The organism is Sphingomonas sp. KC8 (assembly GCF_002151445.1).
In the GTDB taxonomy this organism is placed as follows: domain Bacteria; phylum Pseudomonadota; class Alphaproteobacteria; order Sphingomonadales; family Sphingomonadaceae; genus Sphingomonas_E.
Genome location: NZ_CP016306.1, coordinates 1349202 through 1372875, shown reverse-complemented (window position 1 = coordinate 1372875; position 23674 = coordinate 1349202). Strand labels below are relative to the sequence as shown.

The 23674-nt window shown below is 63.5% G+C and carries 24 protein-coding genes; 9 read left to right on the top strand and 15 right to left on the bottom strand.

Features of this window, described 5'->3' with window-relative positions; all coding sequences use genetic code 11:
• Together KC8_RS06425 and KC8_RS06420 are read right to left on the bottom strand one after the other, a co-directional pair.
• Positions 1 to 576 carry a 3-phenylpropionate/cinnamic acid dioxygenase subunit beta gene (locus KC8_RS06425; RefSeq protein ID WP_010124894.1) on the bottom strand — a complete coding sequence of 192 codons (576 nt, stop codon included), beginning with the start codon at positions 574 to 576 and terminating at the stop codon, positions 1 to 3.
• A 29-nt stretch (positions 577 to 605) separates the two neighbouring features.
• Positions 606 to 1994: an aromatic ring-hydroxylating dioxygenase subunit alpha gene (locus tag KC8_RS06420; protein ID WP_010124895.1), complete on the bottom strand. Its 1389-nt coding sequence runs from the start codon at positions 1992 to 1994 to the stop codon at positions 606 to 608.
• A gap of 97 nt (positions 1995 to 2091) precedes the next feature.
• On the opposite strand from KC8_RS06420, the gene KC8_RS06415 reads away from it, so the two are divergent.
• Both KC8_RS06415 and KC8_RS06410 read left to right on the top strand, forming a co-directional pair.
• Positions 2092 to 2298 carry a ferredoxin gene (locus KC8_RS06415; protein WP_029624443.1) on the top strand — a complete coding sequence of 69 codons (207 nt, stop codon included), beginning with the start codon at positions 2092 to 2094 and terminating at the stop codon, positions 2296 to 2298.
• Positions 2299 to 2527: 229 nt separating this feature from the next.
• Positions 2528 to 3679 (top strand): NADH:flavin oxidoreductase, encoded by a 1152-nt coding sequence (locus tag KC8_RS06410; RefSeq protein WP_010124897.1) that lies wholly within the window; start codon positions 2528 to 2530, stop codon positions 3677 to 3679.
• 1 nt (position 3680) lies between these two features.
• Here the strand turns inward: KC8_RS06410 and KC8_RS06405 are convergent, their stop codons facing one another.
• Genes KC8_RS06405 through KC8_RS06395 form a run of 3 tightly spaced genes read right to left on the bottom strand, consistent with a single transcriptional unit; the run spans position 3681 to position 5993 of the window.
• On the bottom strand, positions 3681 to 4406 hold the full coding sequence (locus tag KC8_RS06405; protein WP_010124899.1) for an SDR family oxidoreductase: 726 nt from the start codon (positions 4404 to 4406) through the stop codon (positions 3681 to 3683).
• Positions 4407 to 4440: 34 nt separating this feature from the next.
• The gene (locus tag KC8_RS06400; RefSeq protein WP_010124900.1) at positions 4441 to 5436 is read right to left on the bottom strand and encodes an NADP-dependent oxidoreductase; all 996 of its coding nucleotides are present in this window, start codon (positions 5434 to 5436) and stop codon (positions 4441 to 4443) included.
• A gap of 17 nt (positions 5437 to 5453) precedes the next feature.
• On the bottom strand, positions 5454 to 5993 hold the full coding sequence (locus KC8_RS06395) for a nuclear transport factor 2 family protein (protein WP_232455648.1): 540 nt from the start codon (positions 5991 to 5993) through the stop codon (positions 5454 to 5456).
• Between KC8_RS06395 and KC8_RS06390 the strand changes: the two genes are divergently transcribed.
• Positions 5992 to 7062 carry an LLM class flavin-dependent oxidoreductase gene (locus KC8_RS06390; protein ID WP_083831210.1) on the top strand — a complete coding sequence of 357 codons (1071 nt, stop codon included), beginning with the start codon at positions 5992 to 5994 and terminating at the stop codon, positions 7060 to 7062. The two genes, KC8_RS06395 and KC8_RS06390, sit on opposite strands and share 2 nt — an antisense overlap.
• Before the next feature lie 24 nt (positions 7063 to 7086).
• Here KC8_RS06390 and KC8_RS06385 read toward each other — a convergent pair whose 3' ends face one another.
• The 3 genes from KC8_RS06385 to KC8_RS06375 are packed head-to-tail and all read right to left on the bottom strand — an operon-like array spanning position 7087 to position 10983.
• Positions 7087 to 8574 (bottom strand): aldehyde dehydrogenase family protein, encoded by a 1488-nt coding sequence (locus KC8_RS06385; protein ID WP_010124903.1) that lies wholly within the window; start codon positions 8572 to 8574, stop codon positions 7087 to 7089.
• A 1-nt stretch (position 8575) separates the two neighbouring features.
• Entirely contained in the window at positions 8576 to 10186 is a 1611-nt protein-coding gene (locus KC8_RS06380) for a GMC family oxidoreductase (protein WP_010124904.1), read from the bottom strand.
• Between the two features lie 14 nt (positions 10187 to 10200).
• Positions 10201 to 10983, bottom strand: coding sequence for an SDR family NAD(P)-dependent oxidoreductase (locus KC8_RS06375; protein ID WP_029624445.1), 783 nt, complete (start codon positions 10981 to 10983; stop codon positions 10201 to 10203).
• A gap of 121 nt (positions 10984 to 11104) precedes the next feature.
• Between KC8_RS06375 and KC8_RS06370 the strand changes: the two genes are divergently transcribed.
• From KC8_RS06370 to KC8_RS06350, 5 genes are read left to right on the top strand one after another with little or no spacing between them, the layout of a single operon-like run.
• The gene (locus tag KC8_RS06370) at positions 11105 to 12253 is read left to right on the top strand and encodes a sulfotransferase family protein (protein ID WP_037495790.1); all 1149 of its coding nucleotides are present in this window, start codon (positions 11105 to 11107) and stop codon (positions 12251 to 12253) included.
• A gap of 14 nt (positions 12254 to 12267) precedes the next feature.
• Positions 12268 to 13431, top strand: a complete 1164-nt coding sequence (locus KC8_RS06365) for a hypothetical protein (protein WP_010124908.1) — start codon at positions 12268 to 12270, stop codon at positions 13429 to 13431.
• Positions 13432 to 13446: 15 nt separating this feature from the next.
• Entirely contained in the window at positions 13447 to 14538 is a 1092-nt protein-coding gene (locus tag KC8_RS06360) for a Gfo/Idh/MocA family protein (RefSeq protein WP_010124910.1), read from the top strand.
• Positions 14535 to 15521 (top strand): SMP-30/gluconolactonase/LRE family protein, encoded by a 987-nt coding sequence (locus tag KC8_RS06355; protein WP_010124911.1) that lies wholly within the window; start codon positions 14535 to 14537, stop codon positions 15519 to 15521. The genes KC8_RS06360 and KC8_RS06355 overlap by 4 nt, the downstream gene beginning before the upstream one ends.
• Positions 15522 to 15532: 11 nt before the next feature.
• Positions 15533 to 15922, top strand: coding sequence for a hypothetical protein (locus KC8_RS06350; RefSeq protein WP_138956655.1), 390 nt, complete (start codon positions 15533 to 15535; stop codon positions 15920 to 15922).
• Positions 15923 to 16023: 101 nt separating this feature from the next.
• Here KC8_RS06350 and KC8_RS06345 read toward each other — a convergent pair whose 3' ends face one another.
• From KC8_RS06345 to KC8_RS06330, 4 genes are read right to left on the bottom strand one after another with little or no spacing between them, the layout of a single operon-like run.
• Entirely contained in the window at positions 16024 to 18363 is a 2340-nt protein-coding gene (locus KC8_RS06345; protein WP_029624447.1) for a membrane-bound PQQ-dependent dehydrogenase, glucose/quinate/shikimate family, read from the bottom strand.
• Between the two features lie 9 nt (positions 18364 to 18372).
• Positions 18373 to 19131, bottom strand: coding sequence for a hypothetical protein (locus KC8_RS06340; protein WP_010124915.1), 759 nt, complete (start codon positions 19129 to 19131; stop codon positions 18373 to 18375).
• 22 nt (positions 19132 to 19153) lie between these two features.
• On the bottom strand, positions 19154 to 20230 hold the full coding sequence (locus KC8_RS06335; RefSeq protein ID WP_232455647.1) for an ecdysteroid 22-kinase family protein: 1077 nt from the start codon (positions 20228 to 20230) through the stop codon (positions 19154 to 19156).
• Positions 20231 to 20258: 28 nt separating this feature from the next.
• Positions 20259 to 20711, bottom strand: a complete 453-nt coding sequence (locus tag KC8_RS06330) for a nuclear transport factor 2 family protein (RefSeq protein ID WP_010124917.1) — start codon at positions 20709 to 20711, stop codon at positions 20259 to 20261.
• On the opposite strand from KC8_RS06330, the gene KC8_RS06325 reads away from it, so the two are divergent.
• Positions 20705 to 21433, top strand: coding sequence for an ester cyclase (locus KC8_RS06325; RefSeq protein ID WP_232455646.1), 729 nt, complete (start codon positions 20705 to 20707; stop codon positions 21431 to 21433). The two genes, KC8_RS06330 and KC8_RS06325, sit on opposite strands and share 7 nt — an antisense overlap.
• Before the next feature lie 96 nt (positions 21434 to 21529).
• Here the strand turns inward: KC8_RS06325 and KC8_RS06320 are convergent, their stop codons facing one another.
• The 3 genes from KC8_RS06320 to KC8_RS06310 are packed head-to-tail and all read right to left on the bottom strand — an operon-like array spanning position 21530 to position 23657.
• Positions 21530 to 22276 carry an SDR family NAD(P)-dependent oxidoreductase gene (locus KC8_RS06320; protein WP_029624449.1) on the bottom strand — a complete coding sequence of 249 codons (747 nt, stop codon included), beginning with the start codon at positions 22274 to 22276 and terminating at the stop codon, positions 21530 to 21532.
• The gene (locus tag KC8_RS06315; RefSeq protein ID WP_010124920.1) at positions 22273 to 23115 is read right to left on the bottom strand and encodes an alpha/beta fold hydrolase; all 843 of its coding nucleotides are present in this window, start codon (positions 23113 to 23115) and stop codon (positions 22273 to 22275) included. The genes KC8_RS06320 and KC8_RS06315 overlap by 4 nt, the downstream gene beginning before the upstream one ends.
• A 17-nt stretch (positions 23116 to 23132) precedes the next feature.
• On the bottom strand, positions 23133 to 23657 hold the full coding sequence (locus KC8_RS06310) for a VOC family protein (protein ID WP_010124921.1): 525 nt from the start codon (positions 23655 to 23657) through the stop codon (positions 23133 to 23135).
• Between the last annotated feature and the right edge of the window lie 17 nt (positions 23658 to 23674).

Genomic DNA, 23674 nt, shown 5'->3' with positions numbered 1-23674 from the left:
CTAGAAGAAGATGGCGAAGTTGGACATCGACAGGGTCGACTGGTCGCAGATGATCTCGCGCTTCGACAGCTTGTAGCCGCCGTCGACCGCCCGCCAGATATCGCGTCGTTCCGCCGTCACCGTTTCATTGTGCCAATTGTCACCGCGGCTGCGCTCGACATAGAGATAGCTGACCACTTCGTATTGGTCTGGTGCGTCGCACTCGGCAACGCGTACATTGGTAACGAAGCGGCGGCAGCGCGAGGGTGGATCTTCCGCCCAGGCGCTCTTCGCCAGCCGGCCTGTCCGCATGAGGATCGACGCATAATTGTCGTCGAAATGCATCATCGTCCGCATGACGTCCCGGTCGCGATTGGGACCGGTGCGCGTGAGCCGGATCGGCGCGGTATAAATGAGGTCCTCGCCCAGCATCGCGACCCAGTCATCAAAGCGACGCTCGTCGAGGGCGGCTGCCTCGTCATACAGCGTCTCGAGAATGCGATTATAGACTTCGGACCCGAGCGGAACGCGGGTTTTGGAAACGAGGCCACGCAGAACGCCACTCTTGTCGACTGCGGCCGTGGAATAATCGGTCATGGAAATATCCTCTCAGGCAGTCGGCAGGGTCAGGCGGTGGCGGTCATGAGATTGTAGTAGGCCATCCACCAGTTCCACTGCGTGTCGTCCTTGGTGAAGCCCGGATAGACATAGCCGTCGCCGTACCAGTCGTCCGGCTTGTGGTGGCCGGTGAGCGCCTGATATTTGAGCGTCATGTGCTTGCTGACGGCACCGCGCGAATTGCGCATGATCTGCGGCCACGTATCGGCATCGTCCTGCTCGATGATGCCCGAGGTGCCGGTCTGCTGGATGGCGTTCTGAAGCATGTCGCGCTTGACCTGCTCGGGTGCATCCTTCTCGGCGAAGATGAAGTTCACGAACTCCACATGATTGGGGCCCTTTGGCACATAGGTGTGGAGCGCGAGCGCGCCCGATGCACCGCCGTCGGTGCGCGGCGCGAAAATGAAGGCGAGCAGGACATTGGGGAACAGGCCGCCCACCTGGGGTGGGCACGTGGCCAGCTGCTCGACCTGGCGTTCCGACAGATTCTTGAACAGCTGCGGGATCATCTCCTTGGTGACGCCGGGCGGGGGCAGCAGGTGAAGGCGCTCCTCGACGGTCTTGCCCTCGAAGCTCACGTCGGCGAACATCTTGAAGGTCTGCGCAGCTTCAAGGCAACGCAGCGAGTGTCCCTGATCGCAACTGATGTCGACACCATACATGCCCGGCGCATTGTCGTAGATCGACTCGGCGGTTCCCCCCATGATGCCGCCTTCCATCAGCGAGCGATGGAGCGTCAGCGTATGGAAGCCGTCCGAGCCCGATTGTTCGCCGGGGATCTTCCAGTTGCACGGAAGCACGAACCGCTGCGGCGGACCCAGCATCTCCAGGCCGTTGTCGCTGCGGCAGAAGAGCTGGTCGAGATAGAATTTGGCGTCGCCGAGGAACTCATCGAACGTCCCCTCGGGATTCCAGGTCGCGAAAATCAGGCCGCCATAGAGATGCACGCGTGCCTTCTTGAGACCGAGTTCCTCCTTCGGACGCTTGTCACCGTGCATCTGCTCCTTTTCGATCGGCGCTCCGATGAAGCTGCCGTCGGGACGAAACGCCCAGCCATGGTAGATGCAGCGATGCGCCTGGGCGTTTCCAGCCTCCGCCGTGCAGACCTTCATGCCGCGATGGGGGCACACATTCAGCGAAACATGGATCTCGCCCTGGCGGTCGCGCGAGACGATGACATTGTCCTCACCCATGTCGCGAACAATGAAGTCGCCACCCTTGGGGATCTCAGTCTCATGGCCGAGCAGGAGCCAGGTCTTCGCGAAGATCCGCTCCATCTCGAGATGATAGAGCTCCTCGTCGCTCATCACCCGCAACGACACCTCATTCATGTTGCGGTCGATCAGATCGTCGATCGAAGTGCCGTCGCGCAGCACCAGCGGGCGTCGTTGAAGCATGGCTTTCTCTCCAGTCGTCGGAAATCCTTATTGGCTGTGTTATACATATTGAACAAAAGCTGTTCAATATGTAATATGGGTTGGAGAGGAGAAAATGATGGCTGAGCGTTTGAAGGTGGTGATCGATAAGCCGGCGTGCTGCGGCTATGGAATTTGCGCGGAAATCTGCCCCGAAGTGTTCAAGCTGGATGCCAACGGCATCGTCTTCGTCGAAACCGAGATCGTGCCCGAGGGGCTCGAGGAAAAGGCGCGCGAAGGCGCCGAAGCCTGTCCGCAGTCGGCGCTTGCCGTCGAACCGGCATGAGCTGACGCGGATTTCGCCACTAGGCTGGCGTCGATACTGGCTTTCGCCATGAGCTGACCTCTCCGTCGCGCCCCCCGTCGCAAGCGGGACTGCGGAACCGACCATGCACAGGATCTCTGCGGACGGCATCCTATCGCCCGGCAGGTCATCCGTTCCGGCCTTCTCGATCATGGAGAGGAGGAAGGAGCCGACGTCGAGGTCGGCCGATTGAAGCGCCGAGGAGCAGCAAGTGTCCGAAAAGAGCGATATCCTGTTTTCGCCGTTCGACATCGGCCCGCTCCGCCTGACCAATCGGTTCGTGATGTCGCCGATGACGCGGAACTTCTCACCTGGCGGCGTGCCCGGAGAAAATGTTGCAGCTTATTATCGGCGCCGAGCCGAGGCCAATGTCGGCCTCGTCATCACCGAGGGCGTCGGCGTGGATCATGCGAGCGCGCTTGGCGCCGGAACGATGGGTGAGCACGACACACCGGTCATGCATGGCGAGGCTGCGCTTGCGGGGTGGCGGCGCGTCGTGGACGGCGTGCACGCGGCGGGCGGCCGGATCATGCCGCAGCTCTGGCATATGGGGCCGATCCGCCTGAACGGGACGGGCAATGCGCCCGAAACGCTTTCGGCCCGGCCGTCAGGCACCTGGGGGCCGACCGACAAGGCGATGGTGCCGCCTGCCTATGTCGACCAGATGCGAGCCGACACGCGTCCACTCACCGACAGCGAGATCGGGGATATCATTGCCGGCTTTGCGAGAAGCGCGGCAAATGCGCATGCGGTGGGATTTGACGGTGTCGCCCTGCACGGCGCGCACGGGTATCTGATCGACAGCTTCTTGTGGCCGCATACCAATCGTCGCGACGATCGCTGGGGAGGAGACCTGGTTCGCCGGGCCACATTTGCCGTCGAGATCGTCCGCGCCATCCGTGCCGCGACGGCCGAGGATTTTCCGATCATGTACCGCTTCTCTCAGTGGAAAATCCAGGATTATGGCGCGCGCAATGCCGACACGCCGGCAGAGCTGGAGATGCTGCTGGGGCCGATCGCGGATGCCGGCGTCGACATATTCGACGCGAGCACCCGACTGTTCAACGCCGCCGCGTTCGAAGGTTCGGACATGGGTCTGGCCGGCTGGGTGCGGAAAGTGACCGGGCGACCGACGATGACCGTTGGCGGCATCGGCTTCACCAAGGACCTGCAATCGTCATTCGTCGAGGACACGCAGGCGGTGAACAATCTCTCAATGGTCGTCGAGCGGTTCGAGCGCGGCGAGTTCGATCTCGTCGCGATCGGCCGCGCACTGCTGATGGATCCGCAATGGGTCCGGAAAGTCCAGACCGGCGAACCATTCAGTCCGTTTCGGCTCTCCGCCTACGCGACGTTGGAATGATCTAGAATCCTTCCGACGCCGAATAGACGTGCACGCGCGCCGTGTTGGCGCGCGGCGGCTGCTCGACGATGAAGCGAACCGCGCGGGCGATATCCTCGGGTTCTAGAGCGGGAATGAATTCGTCCCAGCCTGGCTGGCCATGGGCTTTCATGTCGTCGAAGATTTCGGTGCCGGTGGTGCCGGGAGCGACCAGCCCGACCCTGACGCCCGAGCCTGCAAGCTCGATGCGAAGGACATCTGTAAAGCTCTCGAGGGCCCGCTTGAGGCCACCGTAAATGCCTGTACCCGCCGCGGTGATGCCAGCGCCGATGCTGGAAATGTTGACGATTTGGCCGCTGCCCGCCGCCTTCATCGCGCGCGCGAAAAGAATGCTGCTGTGGACGATCGACTCATAGTTCAGCGCGATCATGGGTCGCACTTCGGCGAGATCGAACGTCTCGAACGTTCCCACTCTGAGCATGCCGGCATTGTTGACGAGGATATCCACGCGGCCGAAGCGCTTCTCGACAAAGGCGAGCATTCGCTCGGGCGCATCCGGCTCGGCCAGATCTACGGCCAGGATGGCCGTGTCCCCGCCGATTTCCCGGGCAAGAGTTTCCAGGCGTTCCTGCCGCCGCGCGACTAGGACCAGTTTCGCGCCGGCTTCAGCCAGATTGCGGGCGATGGCCTCACCGATACCCGCCGAAGCGCCGGTGACGACTGCGACCTTTCCGGAAATGTCCGTCATCTTGGCTCCCGTGCGACGTGATGTGGATAGAGGTTCAGACGAGTCGAATGAGGCGCTTGCCCCGATTCTCGCCGCGATAGAGACCGGCAAGAGCGTCGGGGCAGGCATGGATTCCTTCGAGAATGTCTTCGCGATGCGTAAGGCGGCCGTCCGCCAGCCAGGCGCGCAGGCGCTCAACGGCTTCGCCATAGCGGTCCATATGGTCGAAGATCACGAAGCCCTCCATCCGCCCCCGTTTGACAAGGAGGTGTCGTTCGACGCGGGGGCCGACCGGCCAGTCGTCCCAGCGCTGGACCGCCGCCGTTCCACAGATGATGACGCGACCACCCAAGGCCAGATGCGGCAGCACGGCATCGCTGATCGCACCCGATGTATTGTCGAAATAAACGTCGACGCCGTCGGGACAGAGGGCGGCGATCCGTTCCGGGACGTCCTCGCCCTGATAATCTATGGCTGCGTCATAGCCGAAGTCGTCGAGACACATCTGCACCTTCGCTGGTCCACCGGTTATGCCCACGGTCCGGCATCCAAGGATCCGTGCGATCTGGCCTGCTGTCGAGCCGACCGCGCCGGCGGCCGTGGATATCACGACAGTCTCGCCGGGGCGGGGATTGCCGACACCGGTCAACGCCAGATAGGCCGTGACGCCGGTCAGACCGAGGATACCGAGCGAGGCAGACAGTTCGGCCCTGTTCGTGCGCTGCACGATTTTTCCGGGATCAACGACGGCATAATCCTGCCAGCCGAACCATCCCATGACGAAATCGCCTCCCTGATAGTCGGGATGCCGCGAAGCAATCACCTCGCCCGACGCCAGGGCCCTCATCACCTCGCCAATGGCAACCGGTGCGGAATAATTGCCGGCATCGGCGATCCAGCCGCGCATAGCGGGTTCCACCGAGAGAAAATGATTGCGGACAAGCAACTGACCGTCTTGCAGTTCGTCAATTCTGCCCGTGCGGACGACGAAATCCGTTGCCTGGGCGACGCCGGTCGGACGATTTACGAGAATGACCTGCTGGTTCGACATCGGGACAGGTGTGCCTTTCAAGCGAGACGGACGGGCGTGAACTGGCGCCGGGCAATCTTCCAGCCCTCGGAGGTCCGAACCATCTGATCGTCATACCAGCCGATTCCGCGATGGATGGGACCGCCGGTCGCGAGCGGCATCAGCAATGCATCGACATAGCTTCGCGCGCGCACATGCGTGCTGTCGTCCTCGACCGTAAAATTGGTGAGGCGATGCAGGGTTGGTCCAAGATGAGCATGCGCCTGACGCATATAGTCGGTGATCTCTCGCGGGCCGCGCCATTTGCCGAAGCTGCCATAGTCAGCCTCGAAATCGTCTGAAAAACATGTCCGGAACAGGGGCCAGTCGCGGCTGTCGATACCTGTCGCATAGCGCAACAGTACTGCGATGATGGCACGTTCGTCGTCAGCGCCAACAGGTCGAGCCTTGGTCCTCTCGAACTTCATCCTGATCACCTCGTCCCCATGTTTGACAAAGATGATAAGCGGGCGGGGGATGAACCCGCCCTTCTTTGGATAGGCCTGCCGACGAAAAGACCGTCGCATTCCCTCGACCATGGCTGCCCGATGCCGGGTGGAGGTCCAGGGGGCTGCGATGAAATTATCCTATCTAGGCATGACGGGTTATGACGGGCCAGCGCCGGGTATCGAAATCTGGCCGGCGGCGCCCCTCCATTGCGATCGCGCCACCGCGCGAGCCGCCTTCGAGCACAGCCTCATGATGTGTGGAAAAGCCGATGCCCTGGGGTTCGACTGGGTCAGCGTCTCCGAACATCATTATGCGCCGTATATCATGACGCCCAATCCATGCGTCATGGCGGGCGCGCTGACCCATATCGTCAAGCGCGCACGGATTGCGCTTCTTGGGCCACTCGTCCCTCTGATCAACCCGATCAGGCTCGCCGAGGAGCTCGCGATGCTCGACATGCTGAGCGGCGGACGGCTCGTCGTCTTGTTCCTGCGCGGAACTCCCAATGAGCATCGCACCTATGACACCGGCAGCGACGGAACGCGTGGCATGACGCAGGAAGGGATCGAGCTGATCCTGAAAGCCTGGCGCGCCGACCAGCCCTTCCGCTGGGATGGCGAGCATTTCCAGTTCAGTACCGTCTCTGTTTGGCCGCGACCGCTGCAGGAGCCGCACCCGCTCATCTACGGATCCGGCAATAGCGAGGAATCGATCGCCTTTGCGGCCGAACGGCGGATGGGGATCGCCTTTTCCTTCGCGCCGCCCGAGATGGTAGCCAAGTGGGTGGCGCTCTATCGTGCGGCGGCGGCAAGTGCAGGATGGGAGCCCACGGCAGACCATGTTCTCTATCGGGGGATCGCTTATCCGGCGTCCAGCGATGCCCAGGCGGCGGACGATATGGCGGCGTTCTTTGAGCGGAAGCAGGCCGAGCAGGCCCGGCTCCAGCAGGGCGCGCTTGGCGGGCCGCCGGTGGTGCCATTGGTCTCCGAACCCTATTTCGTCGGCGGCCCGGAGACACTCGTGGGGCGTTTCGAGACGCTGCGCGATTGCGGTGTCGGTATTGTTGATCTTGCTTTCGGAGTCGGGTCACCGGACCAGCGCGAGACAGCCCTCGACCTTTTCGCCGAACGGGTGATGCCGGAGGTCAAGGGGATGTGACGGCAGGTATCGTGATGGCACGCATCATCGACCGACGGGATAGAAAACCGACTTTTCCTGCTGATATTCGCGCAACCAGTCGGGTCCATATTCGCGGCCGATACCGGACCGCTTGTAGCCGCCAATCGGAGCATAACTCATCCGGCCGGTGCCGCCATTCAGGGCAACGCTTCCCGTTCGCAGACGAAGGGCCATTTCATATCCGGTAGCGGCGTCCGCGGTTTCGATGCCGCCATTCAGACCGAAGCGACTGTCATTGGCGATCGCGATGGCCTCTTCATCACTGTCGAAACCGATCACCGCGCCAACCGGTCCGAATATCTCCTCTTGGGCGATCGTCATGCTGTTCGCTACATCGTCGAAGAGCGTGATGTCGGTAAAATAGCCCTTGGGAAGTCCTTCCGGGCGACCGCCGCCATGGACGAGCGTTGCACCCTCATCGCGGCCGACGGCGATGAAATGCTCGACCTTCGCGCGTTGCGCCTCGCGGATCAGCGGCCCCATCATCACCGACGGATCGGCGGCATTGCCGATCTTGAAATGGCTCGCTGTCGCTGCGGCGGTCGCGACGAACTGTTTCCGCACGCTGTTGTGAACGAGAAGCCGGGTGAGCAGCGCACAACCCTGGCCGGCGTTCACCGAGAGTATACCGACCGCCATCTGGGCTGCTTGAACGATGTCCGCATCGTGGCGGACGATCAGCGCCGACTTGCCGCCGAGTTCGAGATGCACGCGCTTCAGCGTAGGGGCGGCTTGCGCCATGATCAGTGCGCCCACGCCCTCGGATCCCGTAAAGCTGACGAGATCGACGCGCGGATCGGTGGTGAGGAGGGAGCCGACATCGGGCCCGCCTGTCACGACGTTGAGCACGCCTTTGGGCAGACCGATCTCGTCAGCAATCTCTCCGAACAGCAAGGCCGAGAATGGCGTGAACGGCGACGGCTTGAGCACAAGCGTGTTGCCGGCAAGGAGCGCGGGCACGATCTTGGCGAGGTTGAGAAGGAACGGAAAATTATAGCCGGTGATTCCGGCGACGACCCCGACCGGTTCCCGCACGACCGTCGTACCGCCCATCTTGCGCGGACCGTCCGGATTCATGAAATCCGGTGTGACGTCGAGCGGCAGGCGGACGGTCTCGTCGCGCGCATGATCGAGCGCGGAGGCAAAATGATCGAGCGGCGCACTCACCTGCATTCCATGGGTGATGCCTTGTGCACAGCCCACCTCGGCGACGATGAGTGCTGCGATGTCGGCGCGTCGCGCGTCGAGCGCGGAATGCATCCGGCGTAGCAGGGTTACTCGCTCGGCCATCGACATCCGTGGCCATGGACCATGATCGAATGCCTGGCGGGCGGCTGCGATTGCGGCCTCCGCGGCTTGTACCGTGCCCACCGGCGCACGGCCGATGATCTCTTCGGTCGCGGGATTGAGGACATCGTCACGGTCCGGCCCCGCGTCCGCCCAGCTGCCATCAATGTAAAGCTTGTCGAGCGTCGTGAAAGGAATGGTCATATCAAGCCTTTTGCTGGCGCAGGATCATGTCTGCGGCGTTCATCGCGATGGCCATGGCTGGCGCATTGGTATTGCCCGAGACGATGGTCGGCATGATCGAGGTGTCGACCACGCGCAGCCCGTCCACGCCTCGGACCTTCAGTTCGGGATCGACGACGGACGCGCTGTCGGCACCCATTCGGCAGGTGCCGCAAATGTGAAAGGACGTGCCCCCGAGCGCGATGGCATTGGCGAGCACGTCCTCGTCGCTTGCGATGCGATGACCCGGCTGCGTTTCTTCGGTGATCCAATGCTGGAGCGACGGCTGCTGACCGAGCCTGCGAAGCCAGCGGAACAGCGAGACCGCGCTCCGGCGGTCCACTTCGGCGGAGAAATGATTGGCGTCGATCAGCGGTCGCTCATCGGGATCGGGCGAGACGATGCGGATCTGACCCTGGCTTTCCGGGCGGGTGAAGTAGCCAAGGATGGTCATGCCGGGAAAGGGATCGATCGCGACAGCGCCTCTGGCATCGGTGTTGAAGCTGTAGAGCCCCACACCAATCTGGGCGTCGGCCTGATCGAGATCCGGCCGGGTCTTGATGAAGCCGCCGACCTCATGTGCGCTATGGGTGAGGGGACCCTTCGAGCGCAGACCATAATCCAGCGCCGAACGCAGCAGGCCGAGCCCCGTGAAGCGCTTGTTGAGGCTCTCGCCTTTCACCCGATACTGGATCGACAAATAGCGGTGTTCGCGCAGGTTTCTGCCGACATCGATCGAGTCGACAACCGGGCCGATACCAAGCCTTGCAAGCTCGGCAGCGTTTCCGATCCCTGAAAGCTGGAGGAGCTTCGGCGATTCGACGGCACCGGCCGAAAGGATGACCTCGCGGACCGCGGCGATATCGCGTTCGCCCTGCGCGTCGCGCAGCCTCACCCCCGTCGCGCGCCGATCCGTGAACAGGATCCGGAGCGCCTGCGTTTGCGGCGCGATGTATAGATTCGGACGATTTCGCACCGGGTCGAGGAAAGCGCGCGCGGCCGAAAAGCGCTTGCCGCGCCACGTCGTCGTCGTCTGATAACCCATGCCACCGTTTGCGACCGTTCCGACATCATTGACGTCGGCCGCGCGCGGCGTGCCCATCTGTTCGGCAGCGTCCAGCACCGCTTCGCACAAGGGATTGCCGGCTGGGTGGACCGAGATCCTCAGGGGGCCGCCCGCACCACGCCATTCGCCGGCGCCCAGTTCATGATCTTCGAGCGCGACGAAGTGCCGGCCCATGGTGTCCCAGCCCCAGCCGACGCAGCCAAGTTCGGCCCAATGGTCGTAGTCGGCAGGCGCACCGCGGACATAGACCATGCCGTTGATGGAACTCGATCCCCCGACTGCGCGTCCCTTGAGCCAGGTTTCCGCAGGCAGGTTTCCGGCGGGCCGGACCGGATAATCCCAGACATGGGGATTGCCGGGGGCGAGCAGCTTGCCAATGCCGCGAGGCATCCGGATGAGCGGGCTCGTGTCATCAGGGCCGGCCTCCACCAGGAGAACGGAGATATCGGGGTCTGCTGAAAGGCGGTTTGCCAGGACGCAGCCAGACGAGCCCGCGCCGACGATGATATAGTCGTAGCTATCGCGCATTCGTCTCTTTCCGCTCAACAGGTGAGTGCGCCGCCATCCATCACCAGCGTCTGGCCGGTCATGAAGGCGGAGGCGTCGGACGCAAGGAACAGGACCCCGGCGGCGATATCGTCGGGCGTGCCCTGGCGCCCGATCGGCGGCAGGAATGCGGCGACCTGTTCGGGCGGAAAATCAGGTCCGGTCGCAGTCAATTGTCCGGGCGTGGCGGTATTGCCCGGGCAGATGGCGTTTACACCGATGCCATCCTTTGCAACCTCAAGGGCAGTTGCGCGGGTGAGGCCGGCAACGCCCGCCTTCGAGGTCGAGTAAGCGAACAGGCTGGGTGCGGTCGCATGGAAGGCGCTGTTCGAGGCGGTATTGACGATCCGGCCCCTGGTGCCGTCCGCGCGCATGATGGCGACGGTCTCGCGTGTCGCGACAAACACGCCGCGCAGGTTGATCGCCATCACCCGATCCCAGAAATCCGTGCTCGTATCCTCGATGAAGTTGCGATCCTGGACGCCGGCATTGTTGACGAGGATATGGAGACCGCCGAGTTCGGCGCGGACGGAGCGGACGAGCGCGACCACCGAGGCCTCATTTGCCATGTCGACGGCCCAGGCCCTTGCGAGGGCGCCTTCGGACCGGATCGACGAGGCCACCCTCTCGGCAAGCGCGACATTGATGTCGGCGACCGCGACCGATGCTCCCATGCCTGCGAGATAACGGGCGATCGCTTCGCCCATCCCTTGCGCTGCCCCCGTCACGATCGCCACTCGCCCCGCCAGGCCATAGAGCTTCTGTAGGTCGACCAGCATCCCCGTCTCCTCTGCTTTGTAACGGCTTGGCGGCTACAGGGCGGGCGGTTCACCTGTCCGAGGACGGGTAGGACGCGACGGCAAAGCAGATATGTCCCTCCCGACCAGTAGGGAGCCGACGATGCCGGACGGGATTGCGATGGATGCGGATCAAATGCTCGCGACGTTCGATCTGTCGCCGGAATTGCGCCAGGGCGTACGTCCAGGGCTCGAGGCGGCATTGTCTGCGCTCGGAGCCGAACCTGATCTTGGCGACACGGGCCAGGTGCGGGCCATGGAGCAATTCGGTGACAATCTGCGGCGTTTGGCCCAGATCGAAGCCGATCGCCGCCGCCACCCGGAAATCGCCGCGGTCGCCATCGATCGGCCCGTTTTCATCCTCGGGCTCCCGCGCTGCGGGACGAGCCTCCTCCACGCGCTGATCGGATCCGACCCAGCGGTTCGCACGCCCCTTTCGTGGGAAGTCGCGATGCCTTCGCCGCCTCCCGATGCCGCGACGTTCGAACAGGATCCGCGGGCGCAGGCATTCGACGATTATGTCGCCGCGAACTTTTCAGGAAAGTGGGCGGATGTCCTGAAAGCCCACCCGATCGGCAGCCGCATACCGCAGGAGTGCGGCATGATCCTGGAAACCGCATTCCAGGGCCTCAATCCCGTGATGCTCTTCCGGCTGAGCGAGTATTATCGCTGGTACCTGCAGGCCGATACGCGGTTTGGTTATGAGGTGCACCGCATGTGGCTGCAGCATCTTGCGTGGCGCAATCCGCGCCGACGCTGGGTCCTCAAGGTGCAGGAACATGCCTATCACCTGCCCGAATTGCTTGCTGCCTATCCCGACGCCATGTTCGTCCAGCCGCATCGCGATCCGGTGACTGTGATGGCATCGATATCCCGACTGATCGAGGTGATCCGGAGCGTCAGCTTCGACCATCAGGATCGCGCGAAGCTCGGCCATGAGCTGCTTCACCTCTGGCATGACGGTCAGAAGCGGATGATGGCCTATCGCAAGGCCCACCCGGACCTGCCGATCCTCGACATGCGCTATCGCGACCTGGCCGCCGATCCTGTCGCGGCGGTGCGCGCGGTCTACGACTTTGCCGGAATCGAGTTCACCGGCGCGAGCGAGGAGGGTGTGCGCGCCTGGCTCGTGGCCAACCCGGCGGACAAGCATGGCCGTCACGTCTACTCGCTCGAGGATTACGGTCTCAACGAAGCGCAGGTGCGCGAGACCTATGCCGACTATATCGCCGCCTATGGCGAGTATCTGTAGTGACTGGCGTCCCATTGCCCGCCTGGACGGACTATCTCGATCGGCTGGCCGAAACCGGCGGGCTGCTAACGCTCCTCGAAAGAGCGGATGACCCGGCGCTTGTCCAGGAAGCGCACCGGCTGTTCTTCCTCAGCCTCTCTGCCGGCTATTTCACGGCCTTTGCTGACCCCGATCTGCCGGATTTCGTGCCGGCGGTCAGCACGGCCCATAATGCCAGCTCGACCAACCCCGATTTCATCTACGGTTCGGCTTCGATCGACGGGAAGGGCAGCTATCGCATCAGCGGCGTGCGGGGAGACGGCCTCTTCATCCTGCTCGACATGGTGGCCGGAGGGCTCGGCGTCATGGACAAGCTGGGGCCCTCGCTCGGAACGATCGACTTCGACACTCTGACATTGGAAGCCGACGGCGGGTTCGATCTCCTGCTGAGTGCCGAGCGCCCCGACGACTGGTCCGGCGACTGGCGGAGGCTCGACCCCTCGGTTCGCACCCTCGCGCTGCGTCAGGCGAGCTATGACTGGGGAGCCGGCCGCGATGGCCGGATCGCGATCGAGCGGATCGACAGGCCGCTGGCGCCACGTCGCCGCTCGCCGGAGGAGATTGCCGAACGGCTGCTCGCGCTGGCGGAATTTCCGAAGCGTTATGCCGGATTATGGCTCGGGTTCATGAAGCAGCAGCGCGACAAGGGTCTGTCGAACAGGCTCGAGCATGACGACTGGGCGGGGCGCGGCGGCGTCGAGGGCCAGCATTATTATCAGGGGCTGTTCCGACTGGAACCCGACCATGCGCTGATCCTGGAGACCGAGCTTCCCGAGCGCGTGCGTTACTGGAACGTCCAGCTTGCCGATCCGGTATGGAACACGATCGACTGGATGAACCGCCAGAGCAGTCTCAATGGAGGGCAGGCGCGTCTCGACGGAGACGGCAAGTTCCGCGCGGTCATAGCGCTCGAGGACCCCGGGGTGCCGAACTGGCTCGACCCGGGAGGCTGGAGCGAAGGGGCGATGATGGTGCGTTGGACGGAGGCCAGTTCCGGGCCGGAGCCGCAGCTGCGGTCGGTACGGCTCGGCGAACTACGCGAAGCCTTGCCACCGGAGACACCTACGGTTCTCCCGGAGGAAAGACAAAGGGCGTTGCGGCACAGGCGGCGTGGCGTTCAGCTGCGGCGGCGCTGGTAAAGGGAGCGAAATCTGATGGGCAAACTTCGTGTCGGCGTGATCGGCGCCAATCTGCAGGGTAGCTGGGGCGTTGGCGCCCACCTTCCGGCGCTCGCGGCGCTGGATGAGTTCGAGGTCTCGGCGGTCGCGACATCCCATATCGACACGGCACAGGCGACCGCGTCCCGGTTCGGCGTGCCTCATGCGTTTGGTGATCCCCGCGCGCTGGTCGAGCATCCGCAAGTCGACGTGGTTGCCGTCTGCGTGCGGGTTCCCGCGCATTTTGAACTCGTCACGATGGCGCTCGAGGCAGGAAAACATGTCTATTGCGAGTGGCCGCTGGGGCGTGACACCGACGAGGCCCGGTCCCTCCATGCGGCGGCGGAACAGGCCGGCGTCGTGCACATGGTTGGTCTCCAGGCGCGCAGCGCACCGGTGCTGAACCACGCGCGCGCGCTGATTTCGCGCGGCGAAATCGGGACAATCCGCAGCGCAGGCCTGACCCACTCGTGCGACTGGATTTCACATCCCTATCCGTCGATGACCTATTTGCAGGACCGATCGAGCGGTGCGCATTTCCTGAGCATTCCCGGCGGCCACAGCATCGACGCGCTGACATGGATGCTCGGTGATTTCCAGACGCTCTCGGGTGTGGTGAAAACGGCCCGCCGCGAGGTGGCCGTGCTCGGTACAAACGAGGTAATAGAGCGCAGTTCGGCTGACCAGGTGGCTGTGACCGGCGAACTTGAGGGCGGGGCGGTCGCGACAATCCGCCTGTCGGGCGCGCCGTCGCCGGGCACCGGGGTACGGCTTGAGATCAACGGCGACGATGGTGACCTCGTGGTCGTGGCAGCGCCCGGCAGTCGCGGCATCCAGATGTCCGACCTGACGCTTTATCGAACGCGGGGCATGGGCGAACTGGAGCCTGTCGAGATTCCCGACGCCGCCTATCGGGTACCTGGGTCGCTGCGCGAATATCCACCGCTCAATGTCGGTGAGGCCTATCTCCGCATGGCCGATGCCATCGCGGGCAAGGAGGCGGCAAGACCGGACTTTGGTGACGCGGTCAAACTGCACGAGCTGCTCGACCGGATCGAGCAGGCGGCACGTACCGGCAAGCGGCTATGACGATCGACATACTGACGACCGGCCTCGCTTTTCCCGAAGGACCGGTGGTCCTGGCCGATGGCGATCTCCTCGTCGTCGAGGTTCTCGGCGGACGGCTGACGCGCATTGCAGCCGACGGCACCGCAAGGACCGTCGCAGAGCTCGGTGGTGGACCCAATGGAGCGGCGATTGGTCCCGATGGGCGCTGTTATGTCTGCAACAATGGCGGATTTGCGCCGTCCGCCAGTCCCGATCTGCTCATTCCCAGGGAAGCGCCCTTCGATACACCGCCCGGGTCGATCCAGGTCGTCGATCTTGCAAGCGGAGCGTGGGAGACGCTCTACGCCTCAAGCGAGGCGGCACCCTTCTGGGCACCCAACGACCTGGTCTTCGATGACGCCGGCGGATTCTGGTTCAGCGATCACGGGCGCGATCGCGGTCGTATGCGGCAGAAGGGCGGGGTCTATTACGCCATGGCCGACGGGAGCGCGATCAGGGAAGTGATCTTCCCCATCGACAGCGCCAATGGTGTCGGTCTCTCGCCCGACGGCGCGACGCTCTATGTCGCCGATACGCTCAGCGGCCAGCTCTGGCGATTTCCGTTGTCGGCACCCGGCGTGGTCTCGGACGCGGGCAGCATCGTCGGTCGCGTCGGACCCGGACAGTTCCTCGACAGCCTGGCGGTCGAGCAATCGGGACGGATCTGCGTCGCTTCGCCGGGCCATGGCGCAATCCTGATCTTTTCTCCGGACGGCGGGATAGCTGATGTCGTCCCTATGCCCGACTTCCTGACCACCAATATCTGCTTCGGGGGCGCTGACTTCAGGAAGGCCTATGTGACACTCGGTAGCAGCGGCCGGCTGGCGACGATGGACTGGCCCCGGCCAGGCCTGCCTCTCGCTTGTGCCGTCCGGAGCCCCGCCGCTGCGGAAATGCAGCGCTCGTCTGCCGCGAAATCCGACCCGCACGACCTCCTTCCCACTCGAACTGAAGCAGATAGATGAGACGGATATTCTTGTTCGGAGCGATCATCGTCGTTTCGGCGTGCCATTCTGCCCAAAAGGCTGCGGAACATGTCGTTTCGCAGGATCTGCCGGATCCGGGCTCGGCTCGGTTCCGGAACTTTCATATCAACAATGAGGGCGTGGTCTGCGGCGAGGTGAATGGCAAGGACCGGAAGGGCGCGTATTCGGGCTTCCGGAAATTCGTCTATTACAGTCATACCGGCAATCACCATCTCGAGCCGGAGGACATCAGCGCGCAGTTTGAGGACGCGATGTCGGTGTGCCGAGCATCCTACGGCACTGGCGTCGTCGTCGACGCGTGCCAGGAGGCCGAAAAGCTGGCACCCGCTCAAAGGATCCTCACCGAATTCCGGGATCGCTACACTATAGATTGCCGATAGGGGATTCCGACGTTCGGAAGCTGCACCCGCCCGAGGTTTGCGGGCGGCGACCTTCCCCCACGCTTGACGGGATATCGCCCTGACGGCCCCGTCGACTGGGTTCAGCGGCTCCGTTCCTTCGGCAGTGCATATGCGATCAGCGTATCGCTGCTCCCCGATAGCATGGCGCCGTGACCGCCCGCGGCGATGACCACGAACTGACGGTTGCTGCGCGGCGACCAGTAGGTCGCCGGCGTGGCCTGGCCGCCCGCGGGCAGGCGGGCCCTCCAGAGTTCATCGCCTGTCTCACTGCTGTAGGCGCGCAGCATATGTTCCTGCGTCGCACCGATGAAGAACAGCCCGCTCGCAGTCGCAACCGAGCCGCCGATATTGGGCACACCCATCGGTATCGGCAGGAAGGTTGGCAGCGCAAGCGGACCGCTGTCGCGGGACGTGCCGAACCGGTGCGACCAGACTAGCTTGCCGCTCCTGAGATCAACGGCGCTCACCATCCCGTAGGGCGGCTGCTGGCAGGGAATTGCGAGCGGCGACAGGAATGGAGTGATGTGCGCCGCATAGGGGACGCCCTTTTGCGCGACAGGGCCGCCGACATCGCTCATGTGCGCCGCCGTCATCGGCTTCACGCCCTGGCGATCCGCCTCGGCCCTCGGAATCAGGCGGTTATAGTTGGCGACCTGGTTGTTGTTGACGATCATCAGGTGGCGTTTCTTGTCGATCGACACGCCGCCCCAGTCGATACCGCCGAGATAGCCCGGCCAGGTGATCGTCGGACGAGCGGTGCCGAGGGGCGTCATCGTCCCGTCGAACCGGGCCTGGCGAAACCGGATACGGCACATTGCCTGATCGATCGGCGTCAGGCCCCACATACGTTTTTCGGTCGGCGGCGGGCCTCCGAACGACGGCATTCCGCTGGAGAAAGGCTGGGTCAGGGCCGCGCGTTCCTCAGGAACTGCGCCCTGGGGCGCGGGACGCTCCTCGACGCGCGAAATCGGCTCTCCGGTGCGACGGTCGAGGAAGAAGATCTCGCCTCGCTTGGTCGGCTGCAACAGCCCCTTCACGCCACCGGGCAGATCGACGAGAGATGGCTGGGCCGGGACGTCATAATCCCACAGATCATGGTGCGTCGTCTGGAAGGACCAGCGGACGGCACCGCTCTCGGCGTCGAGCGCGACCACCGAGCTTGCGAAGCGATCGTCATTGGCCGTGCGATGGGCACCAAAATAGTCGGGCGTGGCATTGCCGGTGGGGACATAGACGAGGCCGAGATCGTCGTCGCCGCTCATCGGTGCCCAGCTGTTGGGCGTTCCACGGGTGAAGCTCTCGCCCGCGCCGGGCATCGCGTGGAAATCCGGCCTGCCGATATCGAAGGCCCAGGAGAAAGCGCCGGTGACCGCATCGAAGGCGCGGATCACGCCTGACGGTTCACCGACATGCTGGCCATCCGTGACCCAGCCTCCGAGGACGAGCCGCCCGCGCACAAGAGCTGGCGGTGATGTCACGAAATAATAGCCCTTTTCCACATCACCCATGCCGGTGAGGAGGTTGACTTCACCGGTCGTTCCGAAGCCTGGGCACAACCGGCCGGTGGCGGCATCGAGCGCGATCAGGCGGGCATCGACCGTGGCGGTATAGATGCGCTCGGCGCACGGCCCTGTCGCCTCCGGCACCCGATAATAAGTAACGCCGCGACAGGTGAGGCCGTAAATCCCCTTGGGATCGACGCGCGGGCGATGGCGCCATATTTCCCGTCCGGTTTCGGCGTCGAGCGCGATGACGTCGTTGTACCCGGTACACAGATAGAGACGCTCGCCGATCTTGATCGGTGTCGCCTGAAAGGATGCCCGCGCGCCTTCCGGCATGGGGCCGGTATGATAAGTCCAGACGGGCTTTAGCCCGCCGACGTTGGCGGGCGTGATCTGGCCAAGCGGCGAGAAGCGCGATCCCCCCTGATCATTGCCATAATGCCGCCAGTCTCCCTCCGCCGGATTTGCCGGAATGGCGGCTGCGACCGGGCCCGTCGTCGTCGGTAAACGGTCGAACCAGAATGGCGCGCCGATGGCCAGAACTGTCGCCAGCCCCAATCCCGGCCAGAGCATTAGCGCGCCGGGTAGCGGTTGCAACCGGCCCATGCCGCGGCGGAACCAGGGCGTGATCATCCAGAGACCGATCAACGACGGCATGACGAGGCGGGGCGCGAGCGCCCACCCGTCCAGTCCCGATTCCCATACGGCCCAGCACAATGTCGCAGCGAGGAATGCGGTGTAGAACCATACCCCGTGCCAGCTGCGGCGAAGGATCAGCAATGCCGTCAGCAGGTAGGCGATTCCCGCGAGTGCATAATAAGGCGAGCCGCCGAGGCCGACCAGCGTGGTGCCGAGCCACAACAGGCTTAGGCCGGTCGCGAGCAGGAACAGGCCGAAGAGGTAGAGCATGATGGTCATCGAACGGCCTTAGGGAACGAGGACGCTGGGGCCTCCGAAGAGCAGTCGGCCGAGGATTGCGGGACCGATATTCACGGCAAACATCGTAACCTGGAACAGGAGAATGAAGGCACCAGCCCGCGCGGCCTCGCGGCGCCACCCCGGGCCGACCCGATCGACGCCGAGCCGCCGCTCATGCCACCGCAATCCGTCCGCATCCCGGGGGACGAGCAGTGCAACGAGGCCGGCCGCCCACAATCCGAGGAGAGCGGGGAAGATCAGGGGCAATTGGCCCTTTTCGGAGACGATGGCGGGCCCGACGACTGTGTCATAAGTCCACCAGCCGTTGGCGACCGAACTGCCCTCGGCATAAAGCTGGTAGGCCAGGAAAAGCGGGAAGGCGATGGCGAAGGCGAAAATTGTCGTCGATATGCTGGGAAACTTGCGCCCGAGCCAGCCGACCAACGTCACGAGCAGCGGGATTGTCGCAGCGAACCACCAGCCCCATGAGAATGGAATGAAGAGCGGCTTGACCGGCGTGGTATAGGCCATCTCGCCCCAGAATGGCAGGCGGTCGAACGCCGGGTTCCAGGCGACATAGGCGCCCCAGTCGCCGAAAAATTCCTGCCAGAAGCTCGTCGTGGCCCCGATGAGCGTGAGCAGGACGAGCGAGAAACGCCGCCCGCGAAGGGCCCAGAGAAGGCTCCCTGCCAGCAGGATCGACCAGAACCATATGCTTCCCGTTTCCATGACCCATGGATTGACGGGTTCGCCCATCGTGCCTTGCATTGTCGTCTCCCCCAAATGAAACTCAGCGCACTTCGTCCACCAGTCCTGCAGTGTCGTGATCGACATAGGCCGTGGTCAGGCGCAGATGATTGATCACGTTGATTTCCCAGCCGTAATTGACGATCGGCGTGGTCAGCCAGCCGATATAGACGCCCCACACCAGGGCACGGCGGAATTCGCGGAACATGTCCTCGAAGGAAGGCGGGCTGCTCACGCCCGCCGCCGCGAGCCTGTCGAGATAATGTTCCAGCAAGGCGCGCTCATGCCGACGCCTTTCGGCGATCGGGAGCGCGGTCGTGATCAGATAGCTCACGTCGTGCATGGGATGGCCGCGGACCATCAACTGCCAGTCGAGCAAGCCACCCCGGTCGCCTGGAAGCAGATAGGTATTGCCGAGATGCGTGTCGCCATGGAGCAACGTCTGCGACAGGTTTGCCTGGTGCCGCTGCACGGCCTGCACGCCCGCGAGCAGTTGATCGCCCGTCGTGCCGAGCATGCCGACCAGTTCCGACTTGAAGCGCTGGCTGTCGATTTCGTGCTGGATATAGGCTGGCGCGAGATTGTTCATCAGGTCGGCGACACCGCCCTCGAGATGAGTTTCCACCCATGCGAGATCCGATGAAAAGCGCGGGCTGTTCCAATAGCGGGCGTGGAGGATTGCAAGCGTGTCCAGCAGTCCGCGCAATTGCGCAATCGAGATCGGTTGCAGAACATTTGGAAATGTTGCGCCGCGCGCCGTCAGATCTTCCAGCACCAGCCCGAGACGATGGCTGACCGGATTATAATGAGCAGCGAGGGCTGCGGGGGCCTCGATGGTCAGTTCCCGCCGCAACCGGCCGTAGAATGCAACTTCATTCCGGTAGAAGGGGCCCATGATGTCGTCGACGCCACGCGCGAGCTTGACGACGATCCGACGCGGCAGATTTTCCGGCGCGCGGGGCAGATAGTCGACTTCGACTATCGCCCGCCCCGCCGTCGATACCATCTCGTCGCCATAGGTCTTGGCAGCGGCAAGCCGGACGGCGGCGACGCGCGCGGGCTGGCCCGTCCAGCTGAAGAGCCTGTTGAGATAATCCGGCGTGATTCCCTCGCCGGTCACGGGATGGTCCATCACCATCTGGCCGGGCTCAGCGGGTCAGGTCCTTCACCCAGTCGGGCACATTCTCCGAATAGCAGGGCTGTTCGTAGAGCCGTGAGATGCGCCAGCCCTGCGCGGTACGGACATAATCATGATGATACCAGAGGCCGAACACCATCACGCGTTCGGTTCCGTCCTCGTCCAGCACCATAGGATTGTAGACCGCAGTCCGCGTGGTCGCCGTGTCGCCGTCGATCCGGTATTGCGTCGTCGAGACGGCGTGCTGGAACGCCCGCACTGCCCCAAGGCTCTCGGTGAGGAAGGCCTTGATCTCCGGCAGCCCGCCCTTGACCCCGACCATCTCCGAATAATCGATCACGGCCTCGGGGGTGAAGATCGCATCCAGTGCGTCGAAGGCGCGATTGTCCACCGCGTAGCAATAGTCGACAATCAGGTCCTGGATTTCGAACCGATCGGACATTTCCTGCAGCGTCAATGCCATCTTGTGGTTTCCTCGCCTCTTCTTATGCCTCCTTCCTGCAGCGTCTCGAGCAAGGCCGGGCCTTTCCAAAGGTAGGTGCCGGGCATGCGAGGGATGATGAAAAGGAAAGCGACCGGCCGGTAACCCCCGGGCCGTCACCACCTTCAAGTAACCGGGAAGCCGCTGCGTTCGGACCCGATCCTAAGGAGATTATGATGGGAGGCCTTCCCGCTTTCACTGAAGCCGATTTCGTCCTGTCAAAGGAGAAGCGCGCTGAAATCACGGCCGGACTGACGCCGGTGCAGGCCAAGATGGTCGAGCATTGGATGGACCTGCACGAGGTCATCAACCGCGGCGATTGGGACGGCATGGATGCCTTCTTCAACACCGACACGATGACCTATGACAATCCGAACCGTCCGGACCTTGGCACCTATCACGTCTGGAAGACCTCGCCGCAGGGCCTGCTCAAGACCTTCCCGCCCAGCGTCTATCGTACGCTCAAGGCCTGGGGCCGCGGCGACGACGAGATCTGCGTTCTCTGCCATCACCATGGCAAGCATACCGGTGGCCCCTATATGGGTATCCAGCCGACGGGCAACGATCTCAATGTCGTCTGGTTTTCGTGGCTCAAGTTCCGCAACGGCAAGATCGATCACATTTATTCGATCTCCGACGTCTACTCGATGCTGATCGACGTCGGCGTCATCGAGGCGCCGCAGCCGGTCGATCCCTACAAATGATCGAGGATGCGGGATGGGGCCAGGCCCCGTCCTGCACCGCCGCGGGTCGAAGCGGACGGAAGAAGGGCTGTACCGGGGGGGCAGCCCTTCTTTTTGTCAGAGGCTGAAACCGCCGTCGACGATGATCGTCTGACCGGTGATGTAGCGCGCCTTCCCCGATGCAAGGAAGGCGACTGCGTCGGCAATGTCGCCGCCCTCGCCGAAGCGCTGGAGCGCAATCCGCTTGCGCTGCGTCTCCCAGATTTCGGGCGAATAAAGATCCTTCAGGAAAGCCGCGCCCAGGCCTGCATCAATGATGCCGGGGGCTACCATGTTGGCGCGGATATTGTAGCGGCCCTCTTCCTTGGCGATCGCACGTCCGAGCACCTCGATCGCGGCCTTGGGAACCGCCGAGAGGGCATCGCCCGGAGGGAAGCAATAGGTCGCGACCGAGACCACGGCGACGAAATTACCATGGCCCTGACGACGGAACAGGGGGAGGGTGGCACTGACAATGCGGGTGAAACCGATGAGTTCGGTCTCGATCACCTCGCGCCAGTCGGGCTCGGTGATCTTGCTGACGAAGGGCTGAGCGATCTCGACACCGCTTGCAAAGACGAGCGTGCCAATCTCGCCGAAATGCGATGCGGCCTGCGCGATGGCGGCGGACACGCAGGCCTGGTCTGCCAGGTCGCAATGAACAGGCAGGGCGCCTGGCCCGATATCCGCGGCGAGAGCATCCGCTTTCGCTCGACCGGACCGATAACCGATGGCAACGCCGGTCCACTCGCTGGCCAAAGTGCGGCAGATCGCGGCGCCCAGCCCACCGGACCCGCCAACCACGAAGGCGCTGCCTCGGTTCATGCGGTCACCGGCGGGTAGCGCGACAAATAGGTGAGCAGCGTCTCGGCGAACGCGTCGTTGCGGTCGCCGGTGAACATGTGGCCCACGCCATGCGCCTCGACGACCTCGAGTTGAGGTGTGAAGCGGCGGAACGCGGCGACGCTTGCGGGCGTGACGATATTGCTGAGTTCGGCCTTCACGAGCACAACCGGGGTCGTGATGCGCTTCGCCGCATCGATCAGTGCCTCGCCTTCAGAGGGAGGGTGGAGAAATTCGGCGGCCGTGGTCTTCGGGTCCCATCGCCAGAACCAGCGTTCGTCCTGCCGGCGCATGGCCTTGGCCAGTCCGGATACATTTTGCGCCCTTGGCTGGCCAAGATGATGGTGGAGGGCATCGGCGGCCTCGTCGAGCGACGCGAACCCCGCTTCGCTTGCACGGAAAAAACCCCTTATGTCGTCGACGCCTTCATCATCTATCATCGGCGCGACGTCGGCCAGCATGGTGAGGGTCACCCGGTCGGGATGGCGTGACCCTCCTACCAGCGCCGATTGGCCGCCACGCGATGCGCCGACCAGGGTGACGGGCCGGTCGAAATAGGCAAGCAGTGCCTCGACGTCGCGGCCAAAGGCCTCGAGCAGATAGTCGCCATCAGGCGCCCACATGCTTTCGCCATGGCCGCGAAGATCGATCGTCACGCCATAATAGCCGGCATGGCCGACCTTGCGGGCCGAGCCGGTCCACGAACGGCGACTCTGGCCGCCGCCATGGAAGAACAGCACGGGAGGTGCCGCGGGATCGCCGAAGGCGTCCGCGGCAAGCTCCAGTCCGTCGCCCGGTAGGGTCAGCCTTTTCGCTGTCATTTGCCGGGCTACACCGCTTATTCGGCCGCGGCGGAAGCGGGGCCCTGATAGGCGAACTTGCCCGGTGCGTGATGCCACTTGCCGTCGTCATGGCTCTCATAAGGCGAGGCGACTTCGATCAGGCAGCCATGCGTGCTCTTGGCGCCGACCCAGCTCCACTTTTGCCAGGTCATATCGGGATCATTGTAGGTCTGGCCGTCGCCGGGCAGATGCAAGCCTTCGGCCTTCAGTTTCTCCATCGCGGCCGGCACATCGTCGGTCGTGAAGCAGAGATGATGGACGTGCTCGCCCACCTTTTCGAGGCGATCGCCCATCGGCGTGCCGGGAGCGGGCTGGATGAACTGGATCTCGGTCGAATGCTCATTGACGAAGGTCGCCCACTTCATGCCGGCATCGGAACCGCTCGAGAATTCGTCGTAGCGCACGATCGGCTTTTCGAGCGAGGCGGGGTCGAGGACCTTGAGGATCTTGGTCCAGTCCTCGATCGCCTTGTCGAGATCCCGAACCACCATGCAGACATGGGCGAATGGACCGCTGGGCATTTACTCTCTCCTTCGAA